The organism is Chitinophagales bacterium, assembly GCA_020635995.1.
Classification (GTDB): domain Bacteria; phylum Bacteroidota; class Bacteroidia; order Chitinophagales; family UBA8649; genus JAFMKE01.
Window position 1 is genome coordinate 886398 of the sequence record JACJYS010000001.1, and the last position, 23186, is coordinate 909583.

10 protein-coding genes are annotated in these 23186 nt (G+C 35.0%); 6 read left to right on the plus strand and 4 right to left on the minus strand.

The genetic code is table 11. The features are described from left to right. Nucleotides 1–110: 110 nt before the first annotated feature. Both H6578_03820 and H6578_03825 read left to right on the plus strand, forming a co-directional pair. Nucleotides 111–911: a (Fe-S)-binding protein gene (locus H6578_03820; protein MCB9226291.1), complete on the plus strand. Its 801-nt coding sequence runs from the start codon at nucleotides 111–113 to the stop codon at nucleotides 909–911. A 108-nt stretch (nucleotides 912–1019) separates the two neighbouring features. Further along, a complete protein-coding gene (locus H6578_03825; protein ID MCB9226292.1) occupies nucleotides 1020–1514 on the plus strand; it encodes a hypothetical protein in 495 nt (164 codons plus the stop codon). Nucleotides 1515–1989: 475 nt separating this feature from the next. Here H6578_03825 and H6578_03830 read toward each other — a convergent pair whose 3' ends face one another. Then, on the minus strand, nucleotides 1990–3651 hold the full coding sequence (locus H6578_03830; protein ID MCB9226293.1) for a T9SS type A sorting domain-containing protein: 1662 nt from the start codon (nucleotides 3649–3651) through the stop codon (nucleotides 1990–1992). A 419-nt stretch (nucleotides 3652–4070) separates the two neighbouring features. Next, complete coding sequence (locus H6578_03835; GenBank protein MCB9226294.1) at nucleotides 4071–5546, minus strand: Do family serine endopeptidase; 1476 nt, start codon at nucleotides 5544–5546, stop codon at nucleotides 4071–4073. Between the two features lie 147 nt (nucleotides 5547–5693). Between H6578_03835 and H6578_03840 the strand changes: the two genes are divergently transcribed. The 3 genes from H6578_03840 (at nucleotide 5694) to H6578_03850 (ending at nucleotide 20199) form a co-directional block, all read left to right on the plus strand. Next, nucleotides 5694–6440: a diaminopimelate epimerase gene (locus H6578_03840; protein MCB9226295.1), complete on the plus strand. Its 747-nt coding sequence runs from the start codon at nucleotides 5694–5696 to the stop codon at nucleotides 6438–6440. Between the two features lie 107 nt (nucleotides 6441–6547). Next, nucleotides 6548–17356 carry a fibronectin type III domain-containing protein gene (locus H6578_03845; protein ID MCB9226296.1) on the plus strand — a complete coding sequence of 3603 codons (10809 nt, stop codon included), beginning with the start codon at nucleotides 6548–6550 and terminating at the stop codon, nucleotides 17354–17356. A gap of 89 nt (nucleotides 17357–17445) precedes the next feature. After that, entirely contained in the window at nucleotides 17446–20199 is a 2754-nt protein-coding gene (locus H6578_03850) for a T9SS type A sorting domain-containing protein (protein MCB9226297.1), read from the plus strand. On the opposite strand, the gene H6578_03855 is transcribed toward H6578_03850, so the two are convergent. Together H6578_03855 and queA are read right to left on the minus strand one after the other, a co-directional pair. Further along, entirely contained in the window at nucleotides 20196–21407 is a 1212-nt protein-coding gene (locus H6578_03855; protein MCB9226298.1) for a transglycosylase SLT domain-containing protein, read from the minus strand. The genes H6578_03850 and H6578_03855 overlap by 4 nt on opposite strands. A gap of 42 nt (nucleotides 21408–21449) precedes the next feature. Then, a complete protein-coding gene (gene queA / locus H6578_03860) occupies nucleotides 21450–22499 on the minus strand; it encodes a tRNA preQ1(34) S-adenosylmethionine ribosyltransferase-isomerase QueA (protein ID MCB9226299.1) in 1050 nt (349 codons plus the stop codon). Nucleotides 22500–22589: 90 nt separating this feature from the next. On the opposite strand from queA, the gene H6578_03865 reads away from it, so the two are divergent. Continuing rightward, complete coding sequence (locus H6578_03865; GenBank protein MCB9226300.1) at nucleotides 22590–23159, plus strand: uracil-DNA glycosylase family protein; 570 nt, start codon at nucleotides 22590–22592, stop codon at nucleotides 23157–23159. The last annotated feature ends 27 nt before the right edge of the window (nucleotides 23160–23186 follow it).

Genomic DNA, 23186 nt, shown 5'->3' on the forward strand with positions numbered 1-23186 from the left:
GTTGTAGTTAAAAACATAAATGATAAAACTTCAAACATTGAACATTAAACCTCAAACTTCAAAAATTGAACTTTGAACAAAAAAAAGATAACAAATAAATATATAAAAAGATGAATGTACCTACAATGGCAGCTATGATGGCTGAAGGCAAAAAACCAGATGTATTATTTTGGGTGGGTTGTGCTGGTAGTTTTGACGATAGAGCTAAAAAAATAACCAGAGCATTTATAAAAATACTTAATGAAGTAGGCATAAATTATGCGGTGTTGGGGACAGAAGAAAGTTGTACTGGCGACCCTGCAAAAAGAGCAGGAAATGAATTTGCTTTTCAGATGGTGGCATTGCAAAATATAGAAGTAATGAATGCCTATGAAGTACAAAAAATAGTAACTACTTGCCCACATTGTTTCAATATTTTAGCTAATGAATATCCGGAATTAGGAGGGAAATATGAAGTTATACACCACAGTGTTTTTTTACAGCAATTAATAAATGAAGGCAAAGTAAAAATGAAGGAGGGTGGTAGTTTTAAAGGAAAAAGAATAACCTACCACGATTCGTGTTATTTAGGCAGAGCCAATGACATTTATGAAGCTCCACGAAGTGTATTAGAAGCTTTAGATGCTGAGTTAGTAGAAATGAAAAGTTGCCGTACCAAAGGTTTGTGTTGTGGAGCAGGAGGAGCACAAATGTTTAAAGAAAATGAACCTGGCAAAATGAGAATTAATGCTAAGCGTGCCGAAGAAGCAAAAGCAACAAAAGCCGATATTGTAGCAGTAGCTTGTCCATTTTGTATGACAATGATGAAAGACGGAGTTAGCACAGACAACCCCAATGAGCATACTTTAAAAGTATTTGATTTAGCAGAACTAATTGCTCAAGGACAGGGTTTAGAAGATATAGGACTTTGATTAGATAGATGTGAGATATAAAAATTGATATGATAGTATTAGAGTTCCGAACTTTCTAAAAGTTCGGAACTCTGTCCACTAAAGACCAACGACCAAAAACTATTAAGTATGATTTACAATAATTTTTTTCCGAATTTTCCGCCTCAAAGTAAAGTGTGGATATATAGTGCCGATAGAATTTTAGAGGAAACGGAAGGAGCAGAAATGCAAAAAGATATTGATGCTTTTACAACAAAATGGCAAGCACATGGTATAGATTTAAAAGCAACTGGAAGTTTGCTTTATAATAATATACTGATTTTAGTAGTAGATGAAAGTGTTGAAGCTCCAAGTGGATGCAGTATAGACGGTAGCGTTCATTTTATAAAAGCACTAAATAATAAATATGGTGTTAACTTTTTGAATAGAAATCATGTTGCTGTTTTAAAAGATAGTGAAGTTAATATTGTTTCTATTAATGAAAAAGAACAGTTAAAAGGGCAAACGGTATTAAATACTTCTTGCCACACATTAGCAGATATAAACGCCAAACTTTTTATAGATTTTAAAGATAGTGCTTACGCAAGATTAGCTACAAATGAAGGTTTTAGTCTGACTTTGTAGTGAAATAGCAGATAGATAAAGGTAGCCAAGGAATCTTACTAAGTTTTCAACGAAAACCTAAAAACTCATCATTCCGTTCTTCAAATAGTTTAATTTTTTTGGAGTCTTCGGCTAATTTATTCTTCGCATACAAAACTTAAGGTGCACTTTTATCTGACCTTAATCAAAAATACGTTAAGAAATGATGTAAAACAGACATCCAAAATGAATGAAATTATAAAACAATAAACAGACAAATTAGTATGCTCCTACAAGTGAAAATACTTTAGGGAAATTGAACTTGAGCATACATTAATTTGTCCTCGTCTGTTTTATAGCATTTTAGTATTTTTGATTACAGTCTTGATTTTTTGTTACTTTTGTATCAAGACAAAAGTAAAAGACCACAAACTGTAATTCAAATTACTTAAACGTCCCAAGATGTTACCTTAAAGCATAAATTATTGGTATAATAACGGATAGTCATACATTATTGCTAATTTATCCTAAGCAGTTTCGTTACTGTTTTCTCTTTATTTTTTAGTTTTAAGAAATACACAGCAGTTTGAAGCGGAGGTAGATAATATTCTTCTTGTTTTCTATCCCATTTTTTCAATAATTTACCGTTTATATCCCAAAGCTCTACTTCATTTATATCGTCAGCATTATTTATTTTAAAATATTGTTGAGTTGGATTAGGGAAAATAGTAGTTAGAGTATTGTTTTCAATAGTATTAATACTTGTAGTGCTTAATTTTAAACGCCAAAGTTCATTTCTTGTGGTGTCATAATCTGCCGGGAAATATAAATCATCTTTATAAGCTATAAACCAACGGGATACTGAGAATGGGCTAGAAAGATAGCCGGGAGCTTTAGGGAAATCATGCAAGATAGTTCCTGCTGAAGTGCCATCACTGCTCCACAGCTCAAAATGGTCTCCGCTACCATTGTCTGCTACAAAGTAGAAACGATTATAAGCCTCAAAAAATGCTGTGCCACCATCATAAACAGGAAAGTAAAAAGCAGATCCCGTTGGGTTTATATCTTTTAAAATAGTGGTTCCTGCTACGGTGCCATCACTTACCCAAATTTCCTTTCCATTGGTATCATCATTATACATAAAAAACATTTTATTGTTAAAGTTGAATAAATACCCCGGGGCATTTAAAAAATCTATAAATAAATTAGTGCCTAATGTTGTGCCGTCCGTTACCCAAAGAGCACCACCATGTACACTATCTATTGCATTAAAATAAACTCGGTTATTGTATTCATGTAAATTATAAATATAGTGGTAAGGATCCATACTAATGTTTTTTACCATATAAGTGCCCGATGCAGTACCGTCCGTTGTCCATAAGGCATCAGCATGGGTGTAATCATTTGCAACAAACAAAAGTTGATTGTTGAGTTCTGTAAAGTCTGCACACCCACAGCCTTTATTTCCAGGTTTAATATCTGTTACAAACTGTGTTCCTGCATTAGTGCCATCGCTTATCCAAATTTCCGTGCCATTGGTGGGCTCGTATGCTGTAAATACAAGTTTATTATTAAATATTGTAAAATTGGAAGGTCCAGAGCCTCCACTGCCGGGGTTAATATCTTTAAAAAGTTGAGTGCCTGTAGTGGTACCGTCTGTAATCCATAGTTCGTTGCCATTTATACCATCATCTGCTGCAAAATACATTTTACCATTAAAAATTTTAGCATGCGTAGGATTAGAACTTTGAGCTCCGGCATTTATATCTTTCAGTATTTGTGTGCCAGTTTCTGTACCATCGGTGTACCACCACTCTCTTCCATTTATACCATCATCTACAGTAAAAAAAAGTAGGTTATTAAATACAATAAAATTAAAGAGAAGAGAATTGTCTGTGGGGTTAATCTGTTTGAGCATTTGAGTTCCTGCTTCAGTGCCGTCTGTAACCCAAAGTTGTCTCTTGTTTATACCATCATCAGCAGTAAAGTATATTTTTCCGTTGTACTTTATTAACCTTTCCGGGTTTCCACTTCCATTAGGATTTATGTTTTTTACCATTTCAAAATCTTGGGCGTGGGAATAAAATATAAATAGACTTAATTGAATAATTAATAGAAAAAGGTGTTTTCTACTTTTTTTAAAATTTACTATTACTGTTGTCTTAAATAGAGTTTCCATAGGGTAATTGGTTTTTTAATAATACCCATAAAACCACTAAATTATACAGCTATGAAAAAGAAACTTAAAATATAAAATATAGGTTACGCAGGGTATTTATTAGGTTTATAAATTAAATAGTGCTAATAAAGTTATTGAATAATATTTTAATTTTCAAATAAACTTAAATATTTAATACCGATTAGGAATATATAATAGTCCAATTTCGGTTGCACCTTATTGTACTAAATATATTGCTCTATCGGCATTTACCATTGTAAAACACAAAATAGATTAGACTATTTTGTGTTGACAATTGGTATAACATATTTGGTGTACATATTTTTTATAAAAATAAAAAAAGGGGCCGATATTCTGAGAGAACATCAACCCCTTCAACCCTAAAAACCCCATTAAGATTTTTTATACCAAAGGCGGTATTATATTTTTAAAGCATAAAGAAAATCATTTCTAACTCCGGGATACTTGCCTTCTATTAGTAAACGTCCTTTTTTATTGCTTATTATTTCCTTGAACTTATCTACCGAATCTACAGATTCGTCATCTACCATGGTTATAATAAATCCTTTTTTCATGTCGGTATATTGACCTATTAAACCACTACTGTTAATACTCACAACTTTTATGCCAAATTTTAACCCTTGGCTATAAAGTTCTTTACTATTTAGGCTCTCAATTTCTATACCAAGTTTTTTAAGTAACTCATTGTCATAGTTTATAAGAGCTTCTTCATTATATTTATTTTTTAAGGTTAGTAATACTTTTTCAGTATTTCCTTTTCTTATGTATGTTACTTCTACTTTGTCTCCTGGGTTGTGCGAAGCAATTTCTTCTTGCAAAGCCGATACGTTTTCTATATTTTTATTGTTAATAGCCACTATCACATCATCATTTTTTAGCCCTGCTTCTTCAGCTGCTCCACCTTTTATTACATTTTGCAAATAAACGCCTGTCGGTTTATCCAAATCCATTTTATTGGCTATTTCATTATCTACAGAGCTTATATTTACGCCCAAAAATGCACGCTGCACAGCTCCGTATTCCTTTAAATCGGAAACTACTTTTGACGCTATATTAGCCGGCACAGCAAAGGCATAACCCGCATATACACCTGATGGAGATGCTATAGCCGTATTTATTCCTATTAAATCGCCCTGCGTGTTTACTAAAGCACCACCCGAATTGCCGGGGTTTACGGCAGCATCAGTTTGTATAAAACTTTCTATGGCGGTATTGCTGTTGCCATTAAAATTTTCTAATAAATTTATACTTCTTCCTTTGGCACTTACTATTCCTGCGGTTACGGTAGAAGCTAAATTAAAGGGATTGCCTACGGCTAAAACCCATTCGCCTATTTTTACTGAATCGGAATTAGCAAAATTCAAATAAGGTAAATCTGTAGCGTCTATTTTTATTAAGGCTAAATCGGTGTCTTTGTCTTTGCCTATTAATTTACCCGTATAACTTTTATTGTTACTTAAATTTACTTGTATGTCGTTGGCATTGTCAATAACATGGTTATTGGTTATAATATATCCGTCTTTAGAAATAATAACACCGCTACCGCTGGCTTTTGATTCGCGTGGCTGGGCTTGCTGCGGATTTCCAAAGAAATATTGAAAAATATCATCGCCATAAAACTGCTGAGAAGTGGTATTGTCCACTTTATAGCTGGTGGTTACGTGCACTACTGCAGGTGTAGCTACACTTGATGCGGCTACAAAATTTACAGGCTGGGCATTATTAGAATAGCTAACCGTAGTAAAATTGTTTTTTGCAGGTGTTTCATCTTGCTTGGCTACATTATTTTCTAATTTATTATTAACATAAAAAATACTAATGCCTGTTCCTAAGGCTGCACTTAGTAGCACTATAAAAAATTGTTTAATTTTCATGATTATTAATGTTTAATTAAGTAAAAATCGGTTCATATAAATTGTAAACGAATTATTTATTAAGTTTGTGTAAATCTACAATGTAAATTGTATAAAAAGTTTCGGGCTTAACAGGCTTTAACTTAAAAAAATCTTAAAATTTGAAGAATGAAATTTAGTAAATATCAAGGTACGGGAAATGACTTTATAATGATAGATAATAGAACATTGTTTTTTGATAAAGAAAATGTAGAATACATCCATCAGTTGTGTGAAAGAAGATTTGGCATAGGAGCAGACGGATTAATATTGTTAGAAGAAGATAAAGATGTTGATTTTAAAATGGTATATTATAATGCAGACGGACGGAAAAGCACCATGTGTGGAAACGGAGGGCGGTGTATTGTGGCATTTGCTAAAGAACTGGGCGTAATAAATAAGAAAAATGTACTGTTTAGAGCTATAGATGGTTTGCACCATGCTGAAATAGAGGATAAAGAAGTAAAACTTCAAATGAATGTAGATGAGTATTTAGAGCAAATAGATGAAAATAGTTTTTTTATAAATACGGGTTCTCCGCATGTAGTAAAAATTGTGGAAGAAATGCCAGCTAATTTTGTAGAAGAAGCAAAAAAGATAAGACATAATGAAAGATTTAATAGAGAAGGAGTTAATGTAAATTTTATAACAATTAAAGAAGATAAATATCAAATTAGAACATTTGAAAGAGGAGTGGAAGATGAAACACTTTCATGCGGAACGGGCAACGTGGCAGCCGGAATAGTGTTAAAAAATAAATTGGATAAAAAAATATTTAAGTTGGCAACAAGAGGTGGCTTTTTAGAAATTTTATTTGATGAAAGTATTGTGTATCTAAAGGGGAGTGCGGTTAAAACATTTGATGGATATTTTTAAATTAAATTTATAAATATATAAGTTAGGTGTTTTTCTTACTTTAATCTTTGCATTTGTTAACATAATTTTTACCTTTGAGTATTATTTTAGACTAAAATCAAACTTACATGAATAGAATATTACTATTACTTACATGCGTTTTAGCGTTGTTTTGGCAGGTTAATGCACAAACTTCAACTCTATATTTAACAACTTCTGGTGGTTCTTATGCAACCGAAAAGTGGGTTAGTATTACAGATGGTCCTAATGGGACTGGAACTGTAATATGGGCTCAAGGAAATGGCACTTATGGAGATGGGCAAGGTTTGGTTACAGACCAAGCTTTTACTGTTACAGACGGTACCACATACTATATTAACTGTTACGATAGATATGCCGATGGTTGGGATGGTACTACTTATGAAATTAGAAGTGCTACTGGAGGGGGAGGTATTTTGGTAGCTAACAATGGTGGTGTAAGTCCAAATGATGGTACAGATAATGATGCTACAAGTTCTTGGGAAACTCCGGTAGATGAATTAGAAGTGTCTGAAGCATTTTCATACACTCCGCCATCTTGCCCAGATCCTTCTGCATTAGGTGCATCTAATATTACAGCTACAAGTGCAGATTTAGGATGGACAGCAGGAGGAAGCGAAACGTCTTGGAACTTAGCGATATTGCCTACAGGAGCATCTGCTCCAACTGCTGGATTTGGTACACAATCAAATCCTTTTTCAGTTACAGGATTAACACCTTCTACTACTTATGATTATTATGTACAGGCAAATTGTAATCCTGCAAATATAATGATAACGGGTGCGTATGACGGACCTTTAACTGGGGGAGTACCTAAAGGAGTAGAGTTGTATGTAGTAAATAATATAAGTGATTTAAGTTATTATGGATTAGGTTCTGCTAATAATGGAGGCGGAACTGACGGAGAAGAGTTTACGTTCCCTAGTGTTGCCGTTTCAGCAGGTACATTTATTTATGTTACAACTGATTCTGCCGGGTTTTATGATTTCTTTGGTTTTAATGCAGATTATATAGATGGTTCTATGAGTATTAATGGTGACGATGCCGTTGAACTTTTTGAAGATGGTGTTGTGATTGACGTGTTTGGAGATATAAACGTAGATGGTACAGGAACTGCTTGGGAATATATGGATGGCTGGGCTTATAGAAATAATGGGGAATCTGCTAATGGAGGCACTTTTGATGATACTAATTGGACTTATAGTGGTATAAATGCTACTGACGGCTGTACTACTAATGCTACTTGTGGCAGCGTTTTCCCTACAGGTTCATTTACCGCACCTACTTCAGATTTATCTGCTTGGGTAGGTCCTTATAGTTTTACAACATTAGCTTCTTGCCCAGTACCAACAGGCTTATCAGACTCGGCAGTAACTACAAATTCTGCAACAGTATATTGGAATGCAGGAGGAAGTGAAACATCATGGGAAGTTGAATATGGTACAACAGGCTTTACACAAGGAACAGGCACAGCAGTAGTAGTAACAGATTCAGTAGCATCATTAAGTGGCTTAACAGCAAATACTACTTATGACGTATATGTAAGAGCAATATGCGGAACAGGCGATACAAGTGTATGGACAGCAGTAAATAGTTTTACTACTTTAATTTCATGCCCTGTACCAACAGGCTTGTCAGACTCGGCAGTAACTACAAATTCTGCAACAGTATATTGGAATGCAGGAGGAAGTGAAACACAATGGCAATTAGAAGGCGGTCCTTCAGGGTTTACTTTAGGGACCGGACAAGATACTATTGTAAACGATAGTACATTTATATTAACAGGGTTACCTGCCAATACAAGTTTTGATATATATGTAAGAGCGATATGTGGAGCAGGCGATACAAGTGTATGGACAGCATTACATAGTTTTACAACATTGTGTAATGCCATAACGACAATACCGTGGGTAGAAGATTTTGAGTCTGTATCAGCTACTACTACATTTGTGGCAGGAAGAATGCCTGATTGTTGGACAAGTGAAAATAAAGCAGGAGTGATGTCAGATGCATCTACTTATGTTTTTTCAACTAGCCCAACTAATGCATTAGTTATACAGTATAATACGTCCGCTACAATAGGAGCATGGGCTGTTACACCTGGATTTGAATTAGTAGCAGGCACGTCATATAGATTTTCGTTTGATTATAGAAATTATAATACAACAGCTTTTGATTCAATGAGAATTGGATTAAGTACAAGTAATGATGTTATGAGTATGAATATTATAGGGACACCTGTTTACAATATTACTAATACAAGTTTTGTTGAATACTATGTAGATTTCACAGTTCCAAGTAATGGGACATATTACTTAGGAATTAATGTATGGGAACCGACATATTCTCCGTGGTATTTAAGTATAGATGATGTAACTTTAGATTTAAGTCCATCGTGTTTTGTACCAACAGCCTTAGCCGATTCAGCAGTAACATCAAGTACAGCAGAAGTATATTGGAGTGCAGGAGGAAGCGAAACTTCATGGCAAGTAGAATATGGTACAACAGGCTTTACGCAAGGAACAGGCACAGCAGTAGTAGTTACAGATTCAGTAGCATCATTAAGTGGCTTAACAGCTAACACTACTTATGACGTATATGTAAGAGCAATATGCGGAACAGGAGATTCAAGTGTATGGACAACAGTAAATAATTTTGCAACGTTGTGTAACCCTTATACCGTACCTTATGAGGAAGGATTTGAAACATCATATACAAATCAAACGGCTGTAGGTGGTTGTTTATCTCAAGAATCTTTAGCAGGAACTGATATATGGACAGCAAATAGTAGTTTAACTTCATATAATAGAACACCGAGAACAGGTTCATTCAATGCGTATTTAAAATATTCCAATACCGATTGGATATTTATACCTATTGATTTAGTAGGAGGGACATCTTATGATGCGGAAGTGTATGCAAGACAAGATGGTAGTACAACTACGAATGCTGACATAACAATAAGTTATGGCGTTTCAGCATCTGATGCAGATATGGTAAATACAATAGTAGCCGCTACAGGGATAGGGAATACATACCAACAAATAAAAGGTACTTTTGTGCCAGCGACAACAGGAACATATTATATAGGAATAAAAGGTAGAATCAATGGTTCTCCATGGTATATTTCTTTAGATGATATAAGTGTGAAACTTACTCCTGCATGTTTAGCCCCTACTGCATTATCAGATTCAGCAGTAACATCAAGTACAGCAGAAGTATATTGGAGTGCAGGTGGAAGTGAAACATCATGGCAAGTAGAATATGGCACAACAGGCTTTACACAAGGAACAGGCACAGCAGTAGTAGTAACAGATTCAGTAGTATCATTAAGTGGCTTAACAGCTAATACTACTTATGATGTATATGTGAGATCAATATGTGGTTCTGATAGTAGTACTTGGACTTCGGCACATAGTTTTACAACATTATGTGGTGCATATTTAGCACCATTTACAGAAAATTTTGATACTTTACCATTAACCTCGCCTTATACAGCATTACCGTCTTGTTGGGAAACACAAACAGGTCCTGATTATTGGGATGTAACAAATGACGCAACAAATGATGCACAATATTTGCCTAATATAGGAGACCATACTACAGGTAGTGCAAACTATATGTGGATAGATGCATCTTCTGATATATTAGGAAACGAAATGGTAACACCTGAAATAGACATGAGTGCTTTAACTACACCTTATGCAGGATTTTGGTTTGCTTCAAATAATACACAAACAAGTAATGTAGTTAACCATACTATTGCTTTAGATGTTTGGGATGGCACGGCATGGGTTAACATAACTACTTTAAGTGGAAACTTTACCAATTGGGTAGAAGTGGCAGGGGTAGTTCCTTCAGGTATTCCTACAGTTACTAAATTTAGAATATATGCAATAGCAGATGGTGCACACAATTCAGGTTATTATTACTATAACGATTTAGGTGTAGATGATTTCTTTGTAATAGAGAAACCTTCATGTGCTACACCTAGTTCTTTAGCAAGTTCAGCAGTTACAGCTAATAGTGCTACTCTTTCTTGGACAGCTCAAAACGGAGAAACCTTATGGCTTGCAGAATATGGAGCACCTGGGTTTACGTTGGGGACAGGTACTTCTGTACTTTTAGATTCTAATCCTTATACATTAACAGGATTAACTACTGAAACAGATTATGAAGTTTATATAAGAGCTTTATGTGATACTACATTAGGTTCTGAAGATTCAAGTGCTTGGTCGCTTGCATCTACATCATTTACTACTTTAGCATCTTGCCCTGTACCTACTGCGGTTTCTGACTCTGCGTTAACACTTACTAGTGCAGATGTATATTGGGTAGCAGGCGGAAGTGAAACATCATGGCAAGTAGAATATGGAACAACAGGCTTTACACAAGGAACTGGAACATCAGTATTAGTAACTGATTCTGTAGCACCATTAACAGGCTTAACAGCAAATACTACTTATGACGTATATGTAAGAGCAATATGCGGAACAGGCGATACAAGTGTATGGACAGCAGTGCATAGCTTCTATACGGGATATTGTATTCCTTCTCCAACAAGTACAGACGGTAATGGTCTTGTTAATGTAACAATGGGGACGATAAATAATACAACAACTACACCTGAAGATTATGCAGATTATACATCTATGATAGTAGATGCACCACAATCAACAATATTAAATATTTCTATTACTGTAGAATACGGATATGGTATATGGGCATGGATTGATTGGAATGATGACTTTGATTTTGATGATGCCGATGAGTTCCAATTTTTAGGTGAAACTACTACAAATGTGCCTTTAGCATCTTCTATTTCAGTACCAGCTACTGCATCTTTAGGAAATCATTTAATTAGAATAGGGGGGTCAGACTTTAATCATGGTTCTGGGAGTTCTCACGACCCATGTTATACTGGTACTTGGGGTACGTTTGAAGATTATACAATAAATGTAACACCTCCACCGTCATGTTTAGTACCTACATCTTTATCAGATTCAGCAGTAACAACAAATACAGCAGATGTATATTGGGTAGCAGGTGGAAGTGAAACATCATGGCAAGTAGAATATGGCACAACAGGCTTTACACAAGGAACAGGAACAACAGTAGTAGTAACAGACTCAGTAGCACCATTAACAGGCTTAACAGCAAATACTACTTATGACGTATATGTAAGAGCAATATGCGGAACAGGCGATACAAGTGTGTGGACTACCGTTAATACATTTACAACCTTGTGTGCTTATGTATCTACTTTCCCGGCTTGCGAATCTTTTGTAACTGCCGGTGGTATTCCTAATTGCTGGTCAACTTATGGTTCTGAAAACTGGATAGTAGCTGGAACTTGGCCAGATTACGGTGCAGCAGGACAAGATAACTCAGGTGCATTAGGTGTTGATGGTTCTACACCTAATGGTAATAATGCTACTTTACAGTCTGGTTATTATGATTTATCTTCAAATACTTGGGCTACATTCCCAATGTTAAGTTTTGATATTTTTAGTAATAACACTAATAATGCTGGGGATAATGCCTTAGTAACTATTGAGATTACTAACGATTTTGGTTCTACTTGGAATACGCTAACAACTTATCAAGCAGATGGAGGATGGGTAACTGTTGAACAAAGTTTAAGTGCTTACCAAAATGATGTAATTTCTTTAAGATTTGTTGTTGATTTTACAGCAATGGCATTAGACCAATTTTATAACGATATCTTACTTGAAAATGTTTGTGTATATGAAGCACCTTCTTGTTTAGCACCTACAGCACTTGCCGATTCAGCTATGACAGCAAATAGTACATCTATTTATTGGACAGCAGGAGCTACTGAAACTGAGTGGGAAGTAGAATACGGTAATGCTGGATTTACACAAGGAACAGGCACAGCAGTAGTAGTAACTGATTCTGTAGCACCATTAAGTGGGTTGTCTGCAAGTACAGATTATGACGTTTATGTGAGAGCTATTTGTGGAACAGGAGATTCAAGTACTTGGGTATTATACTCATTTACTACTCCTTGTTTATCTTACATGGCTCCATTTACAGAAAATTTTGATACTTTAGCTTTAGTAACTCCGTTCACAGATTTACCATCTTGTTGGGAGCCTCAAGTAGGACCAGATTTTTGGGATGTAACTAATGATGTTATAAATACAGGACATACATATTTGCCTGATATGGGAGACCATACTACAGGAAGTACAAACTATATGTGGATAGATGCATCTTCTGATATATTAGGAAATGAAATGGTAACTCCTTATATAGATATGAGTACTCTAACTACTCCTTATGCAGGATTTTGGTTTGCTTCCAATAATACACAAACAAGTAATGTGGTTAACCATACAATAGCTTTAGATGCATGGAATGGTTCAGCATGGGTTAATGTTAAAACTATGATAGGTAATTTCCCTACATGGGTAGAAGTGGCAGACACTTTACCGGCAGGAATACCTACAGTTACTAAATTTAGAATATACGCTATAGCAGACGGTGCACATAATGCAAGTTATTATTACTTTAACGATTTAGGTGTAGATGATTTCTTTGTAATAGAAAAACCTTCATGTTTAACGCCTACAGCCCTTGGTGATTCTGCAATTACAGATTCTAGTGCTTCAATTTATTGGACAGCAGGCGATAGCGAAACGCAATGGCAAGTAGAATATGGAGAAAGTGGTTTTGTACAAGGTACAGGAACATTTATACTAGTAAATTCAGGTGCAGATACTACACTTTTAGGTTTAACTAATAACACAAGTTATGATGTGTATGTAAGAGGAATATGTGCGGTAGGAGATTCAAGTGCATGGGTAGGACCTAACAGTTTTACAACATTATGTGGAGTAGAAACACCTTATTACTTCCAACCATTTGATGCGTTTTTACCAGATGCTTGTTGGAATGAAGCTGATGCAGGAAGCATAGCAGCAGGACCTTCAAGTATAGGAACTAGCCCTTGGACAGGTGGTACAGCTTTATCAAGTAATACTGCAAGAATTAATATATATGGTACAGGCAGAAGAGATTGGTTGCTTTCTCCTCAGTTTGATTTAAGTTTAGGTGGCTACGAAGTTCTTACTGATGTGGCTGTTACTAACTGGAATAATGCCGTTGCAGATCAAATGGGAGCAGATGATACAGTATTCTTAGCTTATACAGAAGATGGCGTTCTTTGGAATGTGTTAGATACTTGGACAGTAGAAGATACTATTCCAAATGTGTTAACAAATTATTCATCGTTAATTCCTTCTACAGGAAATATGGTTCAATTTGGAATATTTGCTAATTCAGGTACTGTAACAGGTCAAGATTACGATTTCCACGTAGATAATTTCATTATTAGAGTAGCCGCTTCATGTACAGATCCTTCAGCTGTTTTAGATTCAGCCGTTACATCTAATAGTGCAGATGTATATTGGACAGCAGGTGGTACAGAAACACAATGGCAAGTAGAATATGGCGTATCTGGTTTTGCTTTAGGTACAGGAACGCAAGTATTGGTTAATACAAATCCTTATACTACTTTAACAGGTTTAATGTCTGGTACAGACTATGATGTGTATGTGAGAGCTATATGTGGAACAGCCGATACAAGTTATTGGACTACAGCTCATGCTGTATCTACAACTCCTGATTATTGTGGTGGAGACATCTTTACAGATACAGGCGGAGATGCAGCTGATTATGGAAATAATGAAAGTGAAACATGGACTATATGCCCAGATAACGTGGGAGATGTAGTGTATGTTAACTTTACTGAGTTCTCTTCTGAAAATAGTGTTACGGGTTGTTTTGATGGGTTAACAATTTATGATGGTAACTCTACAGCAGCCACTGTAATTTCTCCTGCTTCATTAGGAGCAGGTACAGGAAATGGTATTTGGTGTTGGGATAGAGATGATGCTACACCTTCAGGAACTGGAGATTTACAAGGTAGAACATTATATTCTACAGATGCTTCTGGATGTTTAACATTTGTATTTACATCAGACGGTACTATTACTCGCGAAGGATGGCAAGCTGGAGTAACATGTGGACCAGCTCCTACATGTTCTGCTCCTTATGCATTTAACCTTGATTTTTCAGGTATAAGTACTGCTTCTGTATCATGGTCAGATACATCTGGTACTGATTGGATAGTAGAATATGGCTTAGCAGGATTTACACACGGTACAGGAACTGTACTAACAGTAAGTGATACTTTTACAAACTTATCAGGTTTATCGCCAAGTACAGATTATGAAGTTTATGTTCGTTCATATTGTGGAGTAGGAGATTCAAGTTTCTGGGTAGGTCCGGTATATTTCACTACAGATTGTGCTCCTATATCTGTACTACCAGCTTGTCAAGATTTTATAGGATTGACAGGGTTGCCAAATTGTTGGTCAACTTATGGTAGTGAAAATTGGATAATAGCAGGTACATGGCCAGATTATGGTGCAGCAGCAGCAGATAATTCAGGTATTGGAGTAGATGGTTCTACGCCTAATGGATCTGATGCTACTTTGCAAACACCATATTATGATATGAATACTTATACAGGTACTAATGTTCCTCAGTTATCATTTGAATTATTTAGTAACAATACGAATAATCCTGGAGATAATGCATTAGTAACAGTTGAAATAACAAATGACTTTGGTACTACATGGACACCAATTTTAACAAGTCAGTCAGACGGAGGGTGGAGAGATTTATTCTTCGTATTAGACAGTTATTCAAGTGATACAGTTGCATTTAGATTTATAGTAGATTTTACAGTAATGACATTAGATCAATTTTATAATGATATTGTAATTAATAATGTTTGTGTAAACGAAGCACCTGATTGTATTCAACCTAGTAATTTTGTAACTTCAAATGTAGAAGGAACATCTATAACTGTAAGTTGGACTGATTATAGTGGTGCTGCTGGATTTATGGTAGAATATGGGGAAACCGGCTTTACACCAGGTACTGGAACTATGCTAAATACTACAGATACTTTTGTAAACTTAACAGGTACTACAGCCTTAACTACCTATGATATTTATGTTCAAGCTGACTGTACTACAGATACAAGTACAATAGGTAGTTTTACATTTAGCACAGGTACAGATTGTGATGCAGCTACAGTTAATGCTCAGTCAGTTAACGATTGTGTAAACAATGAATATAACATTGAATTAAACGTTTCTGATTTAGGTGATGCAGCTACATTGTTTGTAACTGACGGAACTGATACTTTAACTACTATTACTTCAACGGGTGTTACTTCAGTAGGTCCTTTTGCGGGTGGTGTAGCTACTACTATATACATTTTACACGATGTTGACACTTTATGTGATTTATCGGGAACATTTATTAATGCTCCTTGTAATGATGATTTATGTGATGCTCAACCAATTGTTGTAAATGGAGATACTGTTTATGGTTCAAATATTGGTGCAACAGCACAAGTAGGTGAGCCGGTAGGCGCATGTTGGTTATCTACATCAGATACAGCTACCGTTTGGTATTCATTTGTAGCTCCTAATAATGGCACAGTTACTGTTTCTACAGATATGGCTACAGGAACTTTAGATGACACACAAATAGCAGTTTATCAATTAGCAGGTAATGATTGTTCAGAAATGGATAGTTTAACAGCTCTTGAATGTGATGAAGATGGTGGTGTTATAGTAGATTACAATTCAGTTGTAGATTTAACTGGGTTAACTCCTGGAGAAACATATTATGTTCAAGTAGATGGATATGGATTCGCAAATGGAACATTTGGTATTGTAATTACTACAGACTGCGAGATACCTACTAATCCGGTATTAGTTTCTGCTACGGAAACATCAATAGACTTAGGTTGGGATGAAAACGGAGCAGCTACATCTTGGGTAGTTGAATATGGTGCTCCTGGATTTGCTCCTGGAACAGGAACTACTGTAGTTGCTTCTTCAAATCCTTATACTTTAAGTGGATTAACAGAAGGAGATGAAATTCAGTTTACGGTTAGAGCTATATGTACCTCTACAGATACAAGCTTATCTTCAGTATTGTCAGATACGTTATCTACATTAGTTATCTGTAACGACCCTACAATGGTTGCTGTAAATGTAATTTCAAGCGATAGTGCTGAAGTTTCTTGGACAGATGCTTCGGGTGCTGGTAGTTTTGAAGTAGAATATGGAGTAGCCGGATTTATACAAGGTTTTGGAACGGTAGTTACTGCTACTTCAAGCCCTGTTATATTAAGTGGCTTAGATGGTTCTACAGATTACGATTTCTATGTGCGTGCAGTATGTGATGCCGTAAATGGCGACTACAGTAACTGGGTAAGCGGTGGAAGTTTCTCAACTCCGGTTTCTTGTCCTGCACCTTATGACTTAGTGATTTCTGATATTACTGATTCTTCAGTTACAGTAGCTTGGTCTGATACAAGCGGTGCTACAAACTGGCAAGTAGAGTACGGAGCTCCTGGATTTACACCGGGTTCTGGTACATTTATCAATGCAACTACAAACCCTGTAACTGTGAATGGATTAAGCGAAGGAACGCAATACCAATTCTACGTTACTTCAATTTGTGGAGCTAATGATATTAGTTTGATAAGCGATGTTTCTAATACCGTTACTACTTTATCTGTAGGTATTATATCTGTAAATGATAAAGAAACAGTAGAAGTATATGCTCATAAAAATGTAGTGTACATGAAGTTTGATAACGTAAAAGTAGAAACTGCTGATGTACAAATATTTGATGTTATGGGTAAAGAAATTGTACATCAAGTTGTAGATGCCGTAGGTACTCAATCTCTTCAAGTTAATAATGTAGCTACAGGAATTTATGTAGTAAAATTAGAAGTTGATGAAGTAACTAATACTATAAAAGTATTCTTAACGAATAAATAGTAATAAAATTAAAAAAAAATAAAAAGGGAGCTGGCAATTTGTTAGCTCCCTTTTTATTTAATATCAAATTAAATTGATACTTTTAGCTTATGAAAAGAACTTTTATTTACCTTGTAGTCAGCTTTTTTATTTATTCTTGTCAAAATACAAAACAAGAGAAAAGTGTTTTAAATGATATTTACTCTATAGGCGGAGGCGAAGGAGTAATGAGCAGAAACGATTATGAATTGCTTAGACAGAAAAATCCTAATACAGGAGAAATTCCCAATAATATTTTAGCTAAAGAATATAAGTTTGTAAATAACCAAACTAAAGCCATAAATGATTTCAACTTAACATGGCAACCCAAAGGACCTATTAATGTAGGTGGTAGAACAAGGGCTTTAGCTATAGACACAAAAAATGATAGCAGAATTTTAGCAGGAGGTGTTAGCGGAGGATTGTGGATTTCTGAAAATGGGGGAGCATCATTTGTAAAAGTAACTAACAATACCATTTCTCATTCCATTACTTCAATAGCACAAGATACAAGAGTAGGGCATGAAAACACTTGGTACTATGGCACAGGAGAATTAAGTGGTAATAGTGCCGACTTGAATGGTTTAGGTATTTTTAAATCTACAGATAATGGAATAACATGGAGTTTATTGCCCTCTACAGAAAATGATAGTGCTAATGACGTTAGTGCTTTAGGCGATTTTAAATATGTTAGCGATGTGAAAGTAAATCCCACTAATGGAGATGTTGTAGCCGCAACTTTTGCAGGTATTTTTTTGAGCCAAAATGGAGGTGCTACTTGGCAAAATGTGTTAACAGCAGACAATTCTCCTAATGGATTTAATTATTATAATTTTGGAAACCAAACAAGTGTAGATGTTGATAGAAATGGCGTTTATTATGCTACGCTTAGTAGTGATGCACAAGACAAAGGCATTTGGCGTTCATTGGACGGAATAAGTTGGGTAAATATTACCCCTACAGGATTTACTACACAATATAGAAGAATGGAAAGTGCTGTTAATCCACTAAACCAAAACGAAGTTCTTTTTATAGTAGATGCCTCTACTGACCCATTTACAGATAATCATGAACTGTGGCATTATACCTATTTAAGTGGCAATGGGAGTGGAGTAGGGGCAATGTGGCAAAATAGAACCGCTAATCTGCCAGATGAAGATTGTCTTGGTTTTTACGATTTTAATTTTGGATATTACCAATCGCAGAGTTCTTACGATATGTGTATAAAATATCATCCTACCATATCCAATTTGGTATTTTTGGGTGGCACTAATTTATATAGAAGTACCGATGCTTTTACTACTGATAGCAATTATGAATGGATAGGAGGCTACCAATGCGATGTGGATAGTCCGTCTAATTATGTGTGGCCAAATCATCACCCCGACAATCATGATATAGTATTTTTGCAAAACAACCCTAATGTTATGATTTCTGCCCACGATGGCGGAATGTCTAAAACCCAAAATTGTGTTAGTGGAAATCCCAATTGGGAATCTATAAACAATGGATATGGTACAACTCAATTTTATACCATAGCTATAGAACCCGGAAATGTAGATAATAATATACTTATAGGTGGCTTGCAAGATAATGGAACATGGCACACTATGACAGGGAATCCTAATTTACCTTGGATAAGTACATTTTATGGAGATGGAGCTTATTGTGCTATAGCAGAAAATAGAACAGCATATTATGTTTCTTGGCAGGGAGGCAAAACCTTTAAGTTTGATATAGACGATAATGGAAATATTAATGGACTAACAAGAATAGACCCTCCAGGTGCTACGGATTTTATGTTTATTAATCCTTTTATTTTAGACCCTACCAATAATAATACTATGTATATGACGGCAGGTAGATATTTATGGCGAAATGACAGCTTGTCAAGTATTCCAATTTTAGGAGATGAATATACTTCTACAAGCATAGGCTGGCAAAGAATAGACGAGAGTTATACTACAGGCATAGGTTTTTCTACACCTTTTATTTCGGCTATAAATATGAGCAAAGCCAATAGCGATATTTTATATTATGGCACCATAAATGGTCAGTTATTAAAACTTACAGGCTTAGATAATGGAAGTTATGTAAAAGAAAATATTAGAGCTTCAACCATGCCAAGTGGAGCTTATGTAAGTTCAATTTGTGCCAGTAATATAAATGCACAGGAAGTTTTAGTGAGCTATTCAAATTATGAAGTACAAAGTGTGTTTTATACTACAGACGGTGGTACAACATGGGAAAATGTGAGTGGAAATTTAGAAGAATTTATAGATGGCTCGGGAAGTGGCCCTTCGGTAAATTGGGTTCATATTTATCAAGATAATACTGATACTTTATATTTTGCAGGCACAACCTCCGGGCTTTATATAACAGATGCTTTAAATGGCGATAGCACGATATGGCAAAGAGAAGCATTAAATGTAATAGGCAATGTTCCTGTGGCAATGATAACATCTCGTCCTTATGATAAAAATATTGTTGTAGCCACCCACGGAAATGGAGTTTTTTCTACCAAAGTAGTTGATGTAAACATTAGAGATGTACAAAAGGAAAATGATTATGCCGTTTCTTTTCCGTATCCTAATCCTGCAAGCGATAGAATTTCATTAAAATTTTATTTGAATAATAAAAGCCAAGTAAAAGCTGAAGTGTATAACACTTTAGGTGCAAAAATAGAAACTATAGAGCAAGGAAGCTATAATGCAGGCGAGCAAAAGTTAAGGTGGGAAGTATCTAATTATACCGCAGGAATGTATTTATTAGTTGTAGAAATAAATGGAAAAGCAGTAAAGAGAAAATTCTTGGTAAAAGATTAGTTATAGATAATTAATTTCTGCCCAATTTTTAAACGGTCGCTACTTAATTTATTCCAGCGTTTTATATTTGAAACACCTACATTGTATTTTTGAGCTATATGCCCTAAAGTATCTCCACTTTTTACTTTGTAAACGGTATATTTAGGTACAGCAGGCTCTTTAACTATGGCTTCTACCGTTTTTAAATATGGGTCGTCTGTAAAAAAAGGTCTTAATGCTTCAAAATGACCGATGTAATTTAAAGGTATATTTAAAGTAAAACCATTTTCATTTTCCGGTATAATACCTTGTTTTATAGCTGGGTTTACAAAATATAAATAACTGCTATCCATTCCACTCAGCTCTAAAATATATTTTAAACTTACCTTATGATATATTTTAAAAGTATCTGTTTCAATTAAATCGTCAAGTGGTTTTAACGGTGTAATTTTGTAATAATCTGCATTGTTCATTACAAAAACCAAAGCCGTAAATTTTGGTACATATTCTTGAGTTTCTCTTGGCAAATAAGGTCTTATTTCCCAAAAGTCTTTTACACCATTTGCCCGTGCTATGGCTTTGTTTACATTACCGGGGCCGGCATTGTAGGCGGCTAATGCCAGCAACCAATCATCATAAATATTATATAGCTTTTTTAAGTACTTTGCGGCAGCTTCTGTAGCTATTGCAGGGTCTCTTCTTTCATCGTAATAATCATTTACTTCTAAGCCAAATATTTTGCCTGTACTTAACATAAACTGCCACATTCCTTGTGCTCCTGCATAAGATTTAGCAAAAGGATTCATATTAGACTCTACAATGGGCAAGTATTTAAAATCTAAAGGGACACCATTTTTGTATAAAGCTTCTTCAAAAAGAGGGAAATAATAAGTGCCCAAGCCAAGAGCTGTTGCTAAATTTTTTCTATCAAACTTAGAAAACTTATCTATATAGCTTTTAACTACGCTATTATAGTTTAAAGGAATACTACTGGGTATTTTTATTAATCTTCGTTTAATTTCATCTGCACTAAGCTGAGGGACATCATTAGGAGCTAAATAAATATTTTTATATACAAGCGTGTCCGGCTCAAACCATTTTTCTTGATATAAACGTTCAAAAGTAATATTGTCAATATCCTTTATGTCATTAATATTAACTTCCCTTACATCTTGCGAAAAAACTGACAAAAAAGCCAATGTTAAAATAAAACTAAAAGATAATTTCATTAACTTTTATACAAAATTTTGATTGCTGTTATTTATTATAGATTAAAGAATAAGCATGGCATCGCCATAAGAATAAAACTTGTAGTCATTTTTTATAGCTTCTTCATAAGCTTTCATTATTAAATCGTGTCCGGCAAAAGAAGCCACCATAATTAATAAGCTTGACTTAGGTAAATGAAAATTAGTAAGCAAGCTGTTAGCTATATGAAATTCGTAAGGAGGATGTATAAAAAGATTAGTCCATCCTTTGCTTGCTTTTAATTGATTAGTTGCAGACACTGAACTTTCTAAAGAACGCATAGAAGTAGTGCCTATAGCACATACTTTATGTTTGCCCGATAATGCTTTATTTACTGTTTTAACAGCACTTTCGGGTACTTCAAAATACTCAGCATCCATTTTGTGTTTGCTTAAATCTTCTACTTCAATAGAACGGAAAGTGCCTAAGCCTGTATGTAGCGTTAATTCGGCAATTTCTACACCTTTAATTTCTAAAAGTTTCATCATTTCTTCAGTAAAATGTAAGCCAGCGGTAGGTGCTGCCACAGCTCCTGTTTTAGAAGCATAAACAGTTTGGTATCTATCTCTGTCTGATTCTTCCGGCTCTCTTTTTATGTATTTAGGCAAAGGAGTATTGCCTAATTTGAATAAAGCTGTTTTATAATCATCTTCTGGTCCGTCATAAAAAAAGCGTACAGTTCTACCTCTTGAGGTGGTATTATCTATTACTTCAGCCACTAAAGATTCATCTTCTCCAAAATATAATTTATTGCCTACTCTTATTTTTCTTGCCGGATCCACTAAAACATCCCAAAGTCTTTGGCTTTCACTTAATTCTCTCAATAAAAAAACTTCAATTTTAGCTCCCGTTTTTTCTTTATGACCAAATAATCTTGCTGGGAAAACTTTAGTATTGTTTACCACCACGGCATCTTTATCGCCAAAATAATCTAAGAAATTTTCAAAAGATTTGTGCTCAATAGTACCTGTTTTTCTGTTTACAACCATTAGTTTAGATGTACCGCGTTTGGCAGGCGGGTAGTAAGCAATTCTATCGTGTTCTAATTCAAAGTCAAATTCTGATAATTTCATTTATTATTTTGTTTTATTTTTTGAGTGTGCAAAGATAAGCAAAATATAAGTTGTAGAACAATCTAATTTTTCTTTAAATTTGACATTACTATTGTGGAAACCTTACTAAAAAATATACGCAACTGCAAAATTTGCCTGCCTTATTTAAAAGACGGTGTAAACCCCGTTTTGGCTGCCAGTAGCAAAAGTAAAATTGTTATTATTGGTCAGGCTCCAGGAAGTGTGGTGCACAAAACAGGCGTAGCCTGGAACGATAAAAGTGGCGATAGACTAAGGGAATGGATGCAAGTAGATAAAGCTACTTTTTACAATCCCGATATTTTTGCTTTAATACCTATGGGTTTTTGCTATCCCGGCAAGGGAAAATCGGGCGATTTGCCACCCCGAAAAGAATGTGCTCCACTTTGGCATCCACAGCTTTTTAAGGAAATGAAAGAAGTAAAACTAACACTTTTAATAGGCAACTACGCCCAAAACTATTATTTACAAAACAAGAAAGAAACCTTAACCGAAACCGTAAAAAACTATCAAGCATATTTACCTAAATATTTACCTTTGCCACACCCTTCGCCCAGAAATAATATATGGCTTTCAAAAAATCCTTGGTTTGAAAAAGAGGTAATTCCGTATTTGCAAGGGGTTATAAAAAAGGTGGTGTGATTTTATTCTACAAAATGAAAGATAAGA